The sequence below is a fragment of the Pseudonocardia sp. ICBG601 genome (assembly GCF_020496245.1).
Map to the genome: position 1 here is coordinate 1,799,963 of NZ_JAHLJA010000148.1, position 13,018 is coordinate 1,812,980.

The 13,018-nt window shown below is 76.5% G+C and carries 12 protein-coding genes; 7 read left to right on the top strand and 5 right to left on the bottom strand.

What is annotated here, in order from left to right:
* Positions 1-425 precede the first annotated feature (425 nt).
* Both KPL57_RS38000 and KPL57_RS38005 read left to right on the top strand, forming a co-directional pair.
* Positions 426-1,082, top strand: a complete 657-nt coding sequence (locus KPL57_RS38000) for a ferritin-like fold-containing protein (protein ID WP_226355341.1) — start codon at positions 426-428, stop codon at positions 1,080-1,082.
* A gap of 105 nt (positions 1,083-1,187) precedes the next feature.
* Positions 1,188-1,418 (top strand): DUF3107 domain-containing protein, encoded by a 231-nt coding sequence (locus tag KPL57_RS38005; protein ID WP_020625913.1) that lies wholly within the window; start codon positions 1,188-1,190, stop codon positions 1,416-1,418.
* A 78-nt stretch (positions 1,419-1,496) separates the two neighbouring features.
* Here the strand turns inward: KPL57_RS38005 and KPL57_RS38010 are convergent, their stop codons facing one another.
* Positions 1,497-1,826 (bottom strand): DUF4873 domain-containing protein, encoded by a 330-nt coding sequence (locus KPL57_RS38010; RefSeq protein WP_208819248.1) that lies wholly within the window; start codon positions 1,824-1,826, stop codon positions 1,497-1,499.
* Positions 1,823-2,521, bottom strand: a complete 699-nt coding sequence (locus KPL57_RS38015; RefSeq protein WP_226355342.1) for a TetR family transcriptional regulator — start codon at positions 2,519-2,521, stop codon at positions 1,823-1,825. The genes KPL57_RS38010 and KPL57_RS38015 overlap by 4 nt, the downstream gene beginning before the upstream one ends.
* A gap of 93 nt (positions 2,522-2,614) precedes the next feature.
* Here KPL57_RS38015 and KPL57_RS38020 point away from each other — a divergent pair, with 93 nt between their 5' ends.
* Both KPL57_RS38020 and KPL57_RS38025 read left to right on the top strand, forming a co-directional pair.
* Positions 2,615-3,529, top strand: a complete 915-nt coding sequence (locus KPL57_RS38020) for a diiron oxygenase (RefSeq protein ID WP_226355343.1) — start codon at positions 2,615-2,617, stop codon at positions 3,527-3,529.
* Positions 3,530-3,543: 14 nt separating this feature from the next.
* Positions 3,544-4,455: an alpha/beta fold hydrolase gene (locus KPL57_RS38025; RefSeq protein WP_226355344.1), complete on the top strand. Its 912-nt coding sequence runs from the start codon at positions 3,544-3,546 to the stop codon at positions 4,453-4,455.
* A gap of 30 nt (positions 4,456-4,485) precedes the next feature.
* Here KPL57_RS38025 and KPL57_RS38030 read toward each other — a convergent pair whose 3' ends face one another.
* The 3 genes from KPL57_RS38030 to KPL57_RS38040 all read right to left on the bottom strand — a co-directional run bounded on the left by KPL57_RS38030 (position 4,486) and on the right by KPL57_RS38040 (position 7,995).
* Positions 4,486-5,112, bottom strand: coding sequence for a TetR/AcrR family transcriptional regulator (locus KPL57_RS38030; RefSeq protein ID WP_062400521.1), 627 nt, complete (start codon positions 5,110-5,112; stop codon positions 4,486-4,488).
* A 102-nt stretch (positions 5,113-5,214) separates the two neighbouring features.
* The gene (locus tag KPL57_RS38035) at positions 5,215-7,014 is read right to left on the bottom strand and encodes an HAD family hydrolase (protein WP_226355345.1); all 1,800 of its coding nucleotides are present in this window, start codon (positions 7,012-7,014) and stop codon (positions 5,215-5,217) included.
* Between the two features lie 6 nt (positions 7,015-7,020).
* On the bottom strand, positions 7,021-7,995 hold the full coding sequence (locus KPL57_RS38040; RefSeq protein ID WP_226355346.1) for a hypothetical protein: 975 nt from the start codon (positions 7,993-7,995) through the stop codon (positions 7,021-7,023).
* Between the two features lie 125 nt (positions 7,996-8,120).
* Between KPL57_RS38040 and KPL57_RS38045 the strand changes: the two genes are divergently transcribed.
* From KPL57_RS38045 to KPL57_RS38055, 3 genes are all read left to right on the top strand, one after another.
* Positions 8,121-9,143: an alpha/beta fold hydrolase gene (locus tag KPL57_RS38045; protein ID WP_226355347.1), complete on the top strand. Its 1,023-nt coding sequence runs from the start codon at positions 8,121-8,123 to the stop codon at positions 9,141-9,143.
* 61 nt (positions 9,144-9,204) lie between these two features.
* Complete coding sequence (gene moeZ / locus KPL57_RS38050; RefSeq protein WP_178374315.1) at positions 9,205-10,377, top strand: adenylyltransferase/sulfurtransferase MoeZ; 1,173 nt, start codon at positions 9,205-9,207, stop codon at positions 10,375-10,377.
* 277 nt (positions 10,378-10,654) lie between these two features.
* Entirely contained in the window at positions 10,655-12,781 is a 2,127-nt protein-coding gene (locus tag KPL57_RS38055) for a hypothetical protein (RefSeq protein ID WP_226355348.1), read from the top strand.
* Positions 12,782-13,018: the final 237 nt, after the last annotated feature.

The following is a 13,018-nucleotide window of genomic DNA, read 5'->3' on the forward strand; positions in this document are numbered from 1 at the left end:
GGTGGGCAGGAAGCCCGGGTCGGCCTCGGGGGTGTCGGTGCTGTCGACTCGGGACAGTGTGATCGCCTCTCTCCGCGCACAGGAGCCGTGGCGTGGCTCGTCGACCGGCCCCGGGCCGTCGGGGACGGTCCGGGCGGGAGAGCCGCCGAGGCGCTGCGCGCACCAGTTCGGGTGCGGGTCCCGGTGAGACGTGCTCGGCCGTGTCGGCCGCTCGTCCCGTTACCCGGTCCCCGCGCGGTGGGCGCGTCCGCATGGAGTTCCATGAGCCCGAAATCCGGTGACGCGCTGCCCGCATGGTACCCGCCGCGGCGCGCGAACACGACGGCGCGGCCGTCGCCGGGTGGGGTGAGTTGCCTCGCGCCGTGGTCGCGACGGCCGTCGCGGGCCGCCCGGCCGGCCGGTACGGCCCGGTTAGGGTGGCGTCCATGACCACTGGAGGCGACGCGCCGACGGCCGCGACCGTGGAGCTGCTCGGCGTGCTGGCCTACGGCGAGCTGTCGGCGTTCGACCGGCTCGCCGAGGACGCCCGGGCCGCGCCGACGCTGGCCGGCCGCGCGCAGCTGTCGACGATGGCGGCCGCCGAGATCGGCCACTTCCGCCTCATCGAGGACCACCTGGGCCGCAGCGGGATCGCCGTCGCCGACGCGATGGCGCCGTTCGTCGCGCTGATCGACAGCTACCACGCCTCGACCGCCCCGCGGAGCTGGCTGGAGTCGCTGGTCAAGGCCTACCTCGGCGACGGTCTCGGCGCCGACTTCTACCGCGAGGTCGCGGGCTGGGTGGACCCCGGCACCGGCGACCTGGTGCAGCGGGTGCTCGCCGACACCGGGCACTCCGCCTTCGCCGAGCGCGAGGTGCGGGCCGCCTGCGCCGCCAACCCGGCGCAGCGCGACCGGCTGGCCCTGTGGGGCAGGCGGCTGCTCGGCGAGGCCGTCACCCACGCCCAGCGGGTCGTCGCCGAGCGCGACGAGCTGGCCGAGTTCATCGTGCTCGGCTCGGGGGAGAAGGGCGGCGTGGCCGGGCTCATCCGGACGGTGCAGACCGCGCACGGCCGCCGGATGGGCAGGCTCGGACTCTCCTGAGCCCCGGCCCGGCGGTCCGCTCCCGGCTCGCCGATGCTCCGGCCCGATCTGGACTAGCCTGGCGCGGGCAAGGTGATCAGAAGTGACGGATCGGGAGGACCACCGGTGAAGGTCAAGATCGGCATCGCGGAGACCCCGCGGGAGCTCGTGGTGTCCAGCGACCGCACGCCGGACGAGGTGGCCCAGCTCGTGAGCGGGGCGATGAAGTCCGACGACGGGCTGCTGGACCTCACCGACGACGAGGGCCGTCGCTACGTCGTCCCGGTCGCGCGCATCTCCTACGTGGAGATCGGCCCGTCCGAGGAGCGCCGGGTCGGGTTCGGCCTCAGCGGCTGAGCGCACACGGAGTCGTCCGGGCCCGGTACCCGTCCGCGGGACCGGGCCCGACGCGTGTCCGGGGCCGGTGGGCGCGGGTCAGTCGGTCTCCGGCGGGGGCGGCCCGTCCAGCGCGAACGGCGGCCTGCCGGTGCCGGTGATCCGGAACCGGTCCCACACGTCCGGCTCGGACAGCGTGCCGACGGCCGCGTGCCCGGGCGTCCGGACCTCGGCGGTGCCGCCGCGGCTGCCGAGCAGCGCGGTGAGCCGGGGGTGTGCGGCGACCCGGCCGGACCAGTGCAGCCTGCCGTCGAAGGGCTCGTGCCGGGCGTCGAGCAGCACCTCGACGTCGACGGTCTCCCCGTCGAGCACCAGGGTGGCGGGGCCGCGGTAGCCCTCGTCGTGATCGTGATCGTGGTCGCCGCTCACCGGTCGCCCCCGGAGGCGTCGGGCACCTGCGGCTCGGGGACCAGCCGCAGGATGTCGGCGTTCGCGGTGGGGGAGTCGATCCCGGCGACGCCGGCGATCCCGCCCCAGATCAGCGCGGACAGGTAGTTGGTGAGCGCGTCGCGGCTCATCGTCCGGCGTTCCAGCCACCACTCGCCCGCGGTCTGGACCATCCCGATGATCCCGTGCGCCCACGCCTCGGCGCCGCCGGAGTCGCGGCCCTCGGCGCGCAGCCGCTCCCCGAACAGGGTGGTGAGCAGGGCGCCGATCTGGCCGCGGACGTCCTGGGCGATCTCCGCGCCCGGCACCGGCTCGGCCGGGTTCGCGACGACGAACCGGTACAGCTGGGGCTCGTCCTCGATCATCCCGAGGTAGGCGTCGATGACGGCGGCGACGTGCTCGATCGGCTCGGCCTCGATCGCCAGCACCGGGTAGATCCGCTGCAGCAGCATGTCCGCGGCGTGCTCGCTGACGGCCCGCTGCAGGTCGGCGCGGTCGGCGAAGTGCCGGTAGAGCACCGGCTTGGTGATGCCGGCCGCGGCCGCGATCTGGGCGACCGAGACCCCCGGACCGTGCTCGCGGATCGCCTCGACGGCGGCGGAGACCATCTCGGTCCGCCGTTCCTCCCGTCGGCGGCTGCGCGCGTCCGGCTTGACATCCCTCGTGTCCTGGGGCACGTTACCAGTGGTAACCGTTACCGGCGGTAACAGCAAGGGTTCCGGGTGTGGAACCCGCCACCACAGGACCCTCCCAGCAGGAAGGCGCGACCGATGAGCGCTCCCGCCCGCACCGGCAGCAAGACCAATCTCGCCGACCGCGAGGACACCGCCCGACGGCTGCTCAAGAGCTCGGTCACGACCTCCTACGACCCGTCGATCGACATCGACTGGGACGCCCCGCTGGTCGAGGGCAGGTACGGCATCGTCCCCGAGCGCGTGTCGCTCTACGGCACGCCGCTGTGGGACGGCCTCACCGAGGAGCAGCGGATCACGCTGTCGGTGCACGAGTTCTGCAGCGTCGCCCGGATCGGGCTGTGGTTCGAGATGATCCTCATGCAGATGCTGCTGCGCTACGCCTACGACCGCGACCCGCGTCGCGCGCACATCCAGTACGCGCTGGTCGAGATCGCCGACGAGTGCCGGCACTCGATGATGTTCGCCAAGGCCACCGAGCGCTACGGCGTGCCGGACTACGCCCCGCGCCGGCTCACCCACGAGCAGGGCCGGCTGATGAAGACCATCGGCACCGGCCCGGCGATGTTCGCCGGCACCCTCTTCGTCGAGGAGATCCTCGACCAGCTCCAGCGCGAGGGCATGCGCGACGAGCGCGTCCAGCCGCTGTCCCGCATGATCAACAAGATCCACGTCACCGAGGAGGCGCGGCACGTCCGCTACGCCCGGGAGGAGCTGCAGCGGATCATGCCGAGGACCAACCGCGCCGAGCGCGCCTGGGCCCGCTACCTCACCGCGCGGATCGCGTTCGTCGTCGCCCGCAACCTCATCCACCCCGAGGTCTACCGCAGCGTCGGGATCGCCCCGGCGGTCGGGCGGAAGGCGGCGCTGGCCAACCCGCACCACCACGAGATGCTGCGCTGGTCCTCGCGCAAGCTCGTGCCGTTCCTGCGCGAGCAGGGGATCGTCGGCGGCCCGACGGAGACCCTGTGGAAGCGCGCCCACCTGATCTGAGGAGGCACCCCGCGATGAGCACACGGATCGTCACCCGCGACGGGACCGGCCTGTTCGCCCGGGTCTCGGGCCCGGAGTCGGCGCCGGTCACGGTGCTGCTGGCGCACGGCTGGACCCTCGACGAGCGCTGCTGGGCCCCGGTCGCCGACGCCCTCGCCGTCGGCGCGCCCGGCGGCGGCCCCGCGCCGCGGGTGATCCGCTACGACCACCGCGCGCACGGCCGCTCCGACGACACCCCCGACGAGCTGAAGACCCTCGAGGTCCTCGCCGACGACATGGCCGAGGTGATCACCCGGCTCGCCCCGACCGGGCCGCTGGTGATCGCCGGGCACTCGATGGGCGGGATGACGGCGATGGCGCTGGCCCAGCGCCACCCCGAGCTCGTCGCGTCCCGGGTCACCGGCGTCGCGCTCGTCGCGACGGCCAGCGGTGGCCTCGGTGCGGCGGCGACGCTCGGGATGACCGGGCGGCCCGCGAAGATGTTCCTGGCCGGCAAGGACAAGGTGACCGTCAGCCCGCTGTGGACCGGGCGCCGGTCGCTGTCGACCCACCCGACCCTGCTGCGGGCCGGGCTGCAGCCGCTGCTGCTCGGCACCCGGCCGGACCGGCTCGCCGTCCGCGCGACCTGCGAGGCGATCGCCGACTGCCGCCCGACGACGGTCTCCGGGTTCACCCCGACCCTCACCACCCACGAGCGCGACGAGGCGCTGGCGGCGTTCTCGTCGCTGCCGGTGGAGATCCTCGTCGGGACCCGGGACCGGCTCACGCCGCCGCGGTTCGCCCGGCGGATCCACCGCAGCCTGCCGCGCGCCGAGCTGACCGTGTTCCCCGGCGCCGGGCACATGCTCCCGGTGGAGCGGGTCGGCGGGGTCACCGGCCGGATCGCCGCGCTGGTGCGCCGGGCCGGGGCGGAGCAGGCGGCCTGAGCCGCCCGCCCCGCCGCCGGGGCCGGGTCGTCAGATCTGGTCGAGGCCCTGCTTCGGGAACCCGGCGATGCCGCGCCAGGCCAGCGAGGCCATCAGCGCCACCGCCTCGTCGCGCGGGACCCGCTGGTCGGAGTCCAGCCAGAACTGGGCACCGACCTGGCTCAGCCCGACGAGCCCGACGGCGAGGAGCCGCGCACGGTCCTGGTCCAGCCCGGCGTCGGTGGTGACCGCGCCGGCGACCGCGTCGATGCAGCGGTCCAGCGCGCTCTCCACCAGCGCCGCGGCCTCCGGGTCGCCCCGCAGGTCGGACTCGAACACCAGGCGGTAGGCCTTGCCCTCGCCGGCGACGAAGTCGAAGTACGCCGCGACGGCGGCCTGCACGCGCTCCTTGTTGTGCTCGGTCCGCTCGATGGCGTTGGAGACCCGCTCGACGAGCTCCTCGGCGTAGGTCGTGAGCAGCGCCTGGTACAGCTCCAGCTTCCCGGGGAAGTGCTGGTACAGCACGGGCTTGGAGACGCCTGCCCGCTCGGCGATGTCGTCCATCGCGGCGGCGTGGTAGCCCTGGTCGGCGAACACGTCGCGGGCGGCCAGCAGCAGCTGGGCGCGCCGCGCACCGCGGGACAGTCGTGCGCCCCGTGGCGTGGCGGTTCCGGTCATGGGCCCCCTACCTCTCACCCGTCGTGGGAATACCCTACTAGCAGGTAACCGCGTTGACGAACGATCCGTGAACGGGCTTCTCCGCAGAAGGGTGACAACCTCTCACGATCGGCGGTGCGGGCCCCGGGCGGCGAGCCCGAGCGCACCCAGGACCGGCACGGCGGCCACCACGACCGCGGGCGTCCCCAGCACGGCGAGGACCACGCCGGCGACGGCGAACACCACGGCCGCACGGACGTACGAGCGGACCTGAGCCCGCGCACGGCGGGCGATCAGCAGGGCGGCGGCCACCTCCGCGGGGCCGCCACGGGCGCAGATCCTCTCCGATCCGGGTGCGGGCACCACGACCGGGTCCGGCCGCGCGTCCGGAGCGTCGTCCGGGCCGTCCGCGGACCCGGGGCCTGCCCCGTCGGCGGCGGGCCAGGGGACCAGCTCCACGGCCAGGTCGGCGGCGGCCAGGGCGGCCTCGTCGGTGGCCGGGTCGGCCGCCACCGCGACCGTGCGGCCGCGCACCCGCAGCCCGGCGACGGCCGCCGCCCGCGCCGCCGCGTCCAGCCCCGGGCGGACGGCGTCGGGGTCGGCCGGGTCGAGACCGGTCGCCGCGGCGAGGGCACGGGCGGCGCCGTCGTCGTCGGGGGTGAGCAGGACCGGCGCGACCCCGGCCGCGGCCAGCTCCGCCACCCCCGGGCGGGCCGCGGGGTGCGGCGCCCGCGGCAGCGCGAGCACGGCGCGGGCGCACCCGTCCCAGGCGACGACGAGGACGGCACGGCCCTCGGCCACCGCCCGCTCCCGCTCCACCGACAGCGGCGGGGGCACCCGGATCCCGTGCTCGGCCAGCCAGTCCGGGCCGCCGAGCAGCACGGCGTGCGCGACCACGGTCACCGTGGCGCCGCCGTCGCCCGGGCCGGGCTCCCGCAGCTCGGCCACCAGGCCGGACACCCCGAGGCCGGGCTGCTCGTCGGCTTCGGCGACGTCGGGCACCGGGCCGTCGACGGCGTCGGCCAGCGCCCGCGCCGCGATGCGCAGGTCCGACCCGCGCCGCGCGCCCGCCGCGACCGACGCGGCCAGCCGCAGCACCAGAGCCGGGTCCTCGCCCCGGCCGGGGTGCACCGTGACCGTCCCGGGGCCGGTGCCGGTCAGCACGTCCGGCCCGGCCAGCGCGACGGTGTCCACCCGGCCCACGAGCCCCGGGCCGCCCGCGGGCCCGGTCCAGCCCACCGGCTCGCGACGCCCGGGCAGCGGCGACGGCAGCCGCACCGCGTCGCCGCCCGCCCGGTCCGCGGCCCGCAGCGCCGCCGGCAGCGCGGCCAGCAGCGGCAACGGGCAGGCCCCGACCAGCACCGCGATCCCGGCCGGGACCGCGACGGGCCATGGGGTGCCGGTGCCCGCCGCGAACGCGGTCACCGCGACCGCGGCCAGCGCCGCGGGCGGGGTGAGCAGGGCGCTCCACCGGTCCGCGACGGTGCGCAGGCCCGCGCGGACCTCGTCGGCGTCCCCGTCGGCCGGGCGGCCGGTGCGCTGCACCGCGGCCGCGACGACGGTCAGCACCGCGGCGGCGCCGGGCAGCAGGACGGGCCCGGCGAGCGGGTCGGCCGGCACCGCGTCCGGACCCGCGGGCGAGACCGCCGCGACGGCCAGCACCGCGGCCGACCACCCCAGCGCGGCGAGCACGGCCGCCGCGACGCCGGTCTCGGCGGTCACCGTGCCCTCCCGCAGGCCACGCCCGGCGACGCGCAGACCCGGGCGCCCCGTCGTCGCGACGACGGAGAGGGCGACCAGCAGGGCCGCCGCCGCGCAGGGCGGGGCCCAGGCCGCGCCGGCGAGTGCCGGGCCGGCGACCGGCAGCAGCAGGGCGAGCAGGGCCGCCACCGGCGGGGCGACGGCCCGCAGGACCGGACGCAACCGCCGTCAGCTCCCCGGGGCGGTCGGGAGCGTGAACTCGCACGACCGCAGCACACCGCCGGAGCGGTAGTCGAGGAACAGCCGGTAGCTGCCCGGGGCGGGGACCGACACCGCGAACGCCACCCCGGGGCCGGACCGGTCGGTCGGGGCCGCGCCGGTGATCTCGGGCCGGACCGGGAACCGGGCCAGGTCGCCCTGGCGGACCGCGGTCATCCGGCCGAACGCGCCGCCGTCGACGGGCTCGAGGTCGGTGACCGGGGTGCCGTCGCGCCCGACCGTCGCGAACAGCCGGGACTCTCCGCCGGGGACCAGGGCGCCGTCGAGACGGACCTGCTGGTCACTGCCCCCGCAGAGCCCCGCCCGGTTCTCGGTCGGGAAGGTGAAGGCGCCGTAGGTGCCGGGGACGTGCAGGTCGGTCCCGAGGTCCAGGTGCGGGCCGCCGGTCGGGGTGAACCCGGCGTAGAGCCGCCACACGCCCTGGCCGGGGAACCGGACCGGTGCCCGCCACACGCCGTCGGGGCCCTGGGTGGCGCGCAGCCGCATGTAGCCGGCGACGTCGCGGCGCAGCACGGCGACGTCCATGACCCCGGAGCCGTCGGAGGAGGCGTCGAAGCGGGTCACCGGGGCGCCGTCGGAGCCGGTCACGGTGAACGCGACCTCGGTGGGCTCGCGCCAGGGGTAGACGATCCCGACCGGGGTCAGGGTGTAGCCGGCCGCGGTGGTGAGCACGCCGCCCGCGCCGGTCGTCGCGTCGCCGGTGGCCAGGCCGGCCGCGAGGACGCCGTCGTCGCCGCGCTCGTCGCCGGGGTCGCCGCCGGCCCGCGCGTCGGCGGCCGGGGTCGCCGAGAGGGTGCCCACCGCACCGCCCGCCGTCCAGGCCGCGGTGAACACCAGCACCGACGCGGCGCCGAAACCGGCAAGCCGGGCCGCGGCCGATCCCGCGATCCGCCCCATGCCCACCTCCTCCGTCGCGTCGTCCACGGGGTACAACGTCCGGGGGGCGATCTCGTTGCGCTCCGTGGAGCGCCGGATGCGGACGGTGATCACAGCGAGACGGGGATCACCCGGCGCGGCGGGTGACGCGCACGACACGTCATGCTGGTCGGATGGTCGCCGCCCCGTCGATGTCCGTTCACCCGCCCGTCACCGTGCCCGCGCCGGTGACGGCGCCGGGTGCCGCGACGTCCCCGGGTGCGGCGGGAGCGGCGGACGCGGACCGGGCTCCGGCGGAGCGCCCGCCGTGGCCGGGCCGCGCGGTCACCTCCGGCGGGGTCACCCTGCACGTGCGCGAGACCCCCGGCTCCGGCGACGCCGACGCCGTCTACGTCCACGGGCTCGCCGGGTCGGCCACGAACTGGACCGACCTCGCCGGGCTCCTCGCGCCGCGGGCCGCCGGCCTGTCCGTCGACCTGCCCGGGTTCGGGCTGTCCGAGCCGACCGCCGTCGCCGACTTCGGCCCGGACGGCATGGCGGACGCGCTGCTGTGCTGGCTGGCCGGGCGGGACCGCCCGGTGCACCTGGTCGGCAACTCCCTCGGCGGCGTGATCGCGACGACGGTGGCGGCCCGCCGTCCCGAGCTCGTCCGCAGCCTCACCCTGGTCTCGCCCGCGGTGCCGGACCGGCGCCCCGACCCGCGACGCCTGTCGGACCCGCGGATGGCGCTGGCCATGGTGCCGCTGCTCGGGCGCGGCGCGCGGCGGGCGCTGGCCGAGGAGCCGCTGCGGGCCCGCGCCGAGCGGATCGTGAAGGTCTGCTTCGCCGACCCGCAGCGCGGCTCCGCCCGCCGGCTCGAGGAGCTGATCTCCGAGCACGAGCACCGCGCGACGCTGCCGTGGGCCGGCGCGGCCACCGACGGCGCCACCCGCGGTCTGCTCGGGCTGTGGGCCGGGCGCGAGATCTGGCGCCGGATGGCCCGGGTGCGGGTGCCGTCGCTGGTGGTGTGGGGCGAGCAGGACCGCATCGTGTCCCCGCGGCTGGCCGCGCGGACCGCGGCCACGCTGCCCGGGGCACGGCTGCTGGTGCTGCCCCGTGCCGGGCACGTCGCGCAGATCGAGCGGCCCGCGGCGGTGGCCGACGCCGTCGCCGCGCTGTGGGACGCGGTGCCGGTCGGAGCGGGTGCGGGAAGATGACGCGCACGTGGCGCGTTGAGACGCCCTGAGACCCGCACGCAACCCGCGAGGAGTGGACGAGATGGCGCTACCGCCGCTGGTGGAGCCGGCAGCCGAGCTCACCAAGGACGAGGTGGAGCGGTACAGCCGCCACCTCATCATCCCCGACGTCGGGATGGACGGGCAGAAGCGCCTGAAGAACGCGAAGGTGCTCGTCGTCGGCGCGGGCGGCCTCGGCTCGCCCGCCCTGCTGTACCTGGCCGCCGCGGGCGTCGGCACCCTCGGCATCGTCGAGTTCGACGTCGTCGACGAGTCGAACCTGCAGCGTCAGGTCATCCACGGGCAGTCCGACGTGGGCCGCCCGAAGGCCGAGTCGGCCCGCGACTCGATCCGCGAGGTCAACCCCTTCGTCGACGTCCGCCTGCACAACGAGCGCCTCACCAGCGAGAACGTGCTGGACGTCTTCCGGGACTACGACCTGATCCTGGACGGCACCGACAACTTCGCCACCCGCTACCTGGTGAACGACGCGGCCGTGCTGCTCGGCAAGCCCTACGTCTGGGGCTCGATCTTCCGGTTCGAGGGCCAGGCGTCGGTCTTCTGGGAGGACGCCCCGAACGGGCAGGGCCTCAACTACCGCGACCTCTACCCCGAGCCGCCGCCGCCCGGGATGGTCCCGTCCTGCGCCGAGGGCGGCGTGCTGGGCGTGCTCTGCGCGTCGATCGGCTCGATCATGGTCAACGAGGCGATCAAGCTGCTCACCGGCATCGGTGAGCCGCTGCTCGGCCGCCTGGTGATCTACGACGCGCTGGAGACCACCTGGCGCCAGGTGAAGATCCGCAAGGACCCGGAGACGCCGAAGATCACCGAGCTGATCGACTACGAGGCGTTCTGCGGCACCGTGACGCAGGAGGCCCAGGACGCGGCCGCCGGCAGCACGATCACCGTCGGCGAGCTCAAGCAGATGATCGACGCGGGCAAGGACTTCCAGCTCATCGACGTCCGCGAGCCGCACGAGTACGAGATCGTGAAGATCCCGGGCTCGGTCCTGATCCCGAAGGACCGGATCCTGTCCGGTGCCGCGCTGTCGGAGATCGCCCAGGACAAGCCGGTCGTGCTGCACTGCAAGTCCGGCGGCCGGTCCGCCGAGGCCCTCGCCGCGCTGCACAAGGCCGGGTTCCGCGACGCCGTCCACGTCGGCGGCGGGGTGCTGTCCTGGGTCAAGCAGATCGACCCGTCGCAGCCCACCTACTGACCGGGGCCGACCCGCTCCGCCCTACACCGACGGCCGCCGTCACCGGTACACCCGGGACGGCGGCCGTCGCCGTTCCCGGTGTGGCACAGGGTGACCGCTCGTCGATCGCACACGACCGTCCGAGTGAACATCGTCCGTTCAGCCCTGTAATTCGCCCGTTGGGCGAAACATGTCGACCGATCGCCGCGACATGGGGATGCACGCGATCACTAGGTCGGGAGGACGCTCGGTGGAGGACTCGCTGCGCACATGCGCCCTGCAGGGGTGCGACGCACCGTTGGAGCCCACGGGGGACGTGTCCGGCGACCGTCCACAGCGGCGCTACTGCTCCGCCGCCCACCGGCTGGCGGCCCGGCAGGTCCGCCGCGCCGCGGCGCAGGCGGCGGGGGACCAGCGGCTCGCCGACACGCTGCCGTGGCTGCGTGAGCCCGAGGCCGTCGAGGCCGACGAGCGCGTGGCGACCGCCCGGCGGGGGACGGCGACCCGCCGTCCCGTCGTGGCGCGCCCGGCCGCGTCGGCGGGCCCGGACCGCCCCGGACCGCTGCGTGCCCCGCGCAGCCCGCTGCGGCACCGGCGCACGCTGGCCCTGATCGGGGCGACGGCCGTGCTCCTCGGCGGGTACGCGCTGACGACCTCCCCGGCGGTGACCGGGGTCCCGGCGCCGCAGGACCGCACCGCCGACCAGTGGGCCGGGCAGGCCCGGATCGCGCTGGCGGCGCTCGACGACAAGCTCGGGACGCTCAACGCGAGCGAACGGACCTGGCAGGCGTCCGCGCACGAGCCGGACCGCACCCCGGCCGCGGTCGCGAAGCTGCAGCAGCAGCGCGACACCCTGCTCCAGCAGCGCGCCGCCCTGCAGTCGCAGCTGCAGGTCTACACCTCCCGGCAGGACGCCGTGGACGCGCTGGCCGCCGCCGAGCAGCAGCTCGCCGAGATGGACCGGATCGTCGCCGACCTCCCGCCGGCCACCCGCCGGACTCCCGACCAGATGGCCGCGGCCGCGTCGCTGGAGGAGCAGCGCGACCTGCGCGCCCGCAACCGCGACGCCTGCGCGGAGCGGCTGGCCGCCATCGACGACGGCATCGACAGGGCCCGCACCGCCCCGCTGCCCGGCGACGGCGACGAGACCGAGAAGGTCTCCGACGACGTGCTGGCCCTCGCCCGCGGCGAGGACCCCGCCACCCCCGAGCCGTCCGGGGTGCGCCGCAACCCCGAGGTCCTGGCCGGGGGCCGGGAGACCGGCGGGGACCGCGAGCGCGACGACGTCGGCACCAGCGGCCCGCCCGACCCGCGGGGCCCGTTGGACGAGACCCGGCCGCGGGCGGAGGGACCGGAGGGCGCCTCGGCCCGCGGTCCGGGCAGCACACCCGGCCGGGACGCGGGTCCGGGGGAGAAGCTGGGCGGTGCCGTCTCCGGTGCCGCCGACGGCGTCGCCGGCCTGACCGGCGGCGAGCCGGGCCCCGGGGACGGCGCGGGCTCGGGTGCGGGGTCGGACGCGGGTCCGGGCGCGGGTCCGGGCGGGGCGAAGAAGGCCGACCGGGCCGAGGTCGCACCGGCGTCGTCCGAGGGTCCGGTGAAGAAGGTCGGCGACGGCGTCGGCGAGGCCGCGCAGGGCGTCGGGGACACCGCCGAGTCGCTGGGCAGGGGTGTCGACGACGTCGCGGGCGGGTTGACCGGGAAGAGGTCCGGCTCGGGTTCCGGCGGCTCGGACGCCGGGTCCTCCGGCTCGTCCGACGAGGCTCCGGCCCCGTCCGCCCCCGCGCCGCGGGAGGAGCCCGCGCCGCGGGAGGAGTCTGCGCCGCGGGCGGCCGCGCCCGCGCCGATCTCGCCCGCCCCGTCGGAGGGCTCCGGCACGGAGCGCTCCGGCTCGGGGTCGCAGGGTTCCGGCGGGAGCCGCGGCTCCGGCGGCATCGTCAGCGCCGTGGCCGGGTCCTACGTCGAGTCCGCCATGGGGCGGGAGGCGGCGGCGCCGGTGCTGGCGGAGGCCGACCGGCAGGCGGCCGAGCAGATGGCCGAGCGCAGCGGGTCCTCCGGGTCCCGGTCCGGCGGCTCGTCCGGTTCCTCCGACGGCTCGGGATCGGACTCGCGGTCCTCCGGGTCCCGCTCCTCCGGATCGGACTCCGACTCCGGGTCCTCGGAGTCACGGTCGTCCCGGTCCTCGGACTCCGGTTCGTCGGCATCCCGGTCGTCGGACTCGGGCTCGTCGTCCTCCCGGTCGTCCGGCTCGGGCTCCTCGTCCTCTTCGGAGTCGCGGTCCTCGGACTCGGGCTCGGGGTCGTCGCGGGGGGAGTCCTCGCGGAGCAGCAGCTCGGACGACTCCCGCTCCTCGTCCTCGGACTCCGGCTCACGGTCGTCCGGGTCGGACTCGGGGTCGGACTCGGGCGGCGGCAGCTCCTGGTACTGACGGTGTCGCCCGCGGTGGCCGGCTCCCACACAGCCGGCCACCCGGGCCGGCCGCCTCACCGGGCCGGCCGCGTCACGGGACCGGCCGCGTCACGGGACCGACCGCGTCACGGGACCGACCGCCTCGCCCGGCCGACGGCCCCGCCCGCCCCGCCCCACCGGCCCCGATCGGTCCACCGTTCACCCGATCGGTCGTGGCGCGTCGCGCGGTTCGGGCGTGGCGCGACGATCGCGGGCC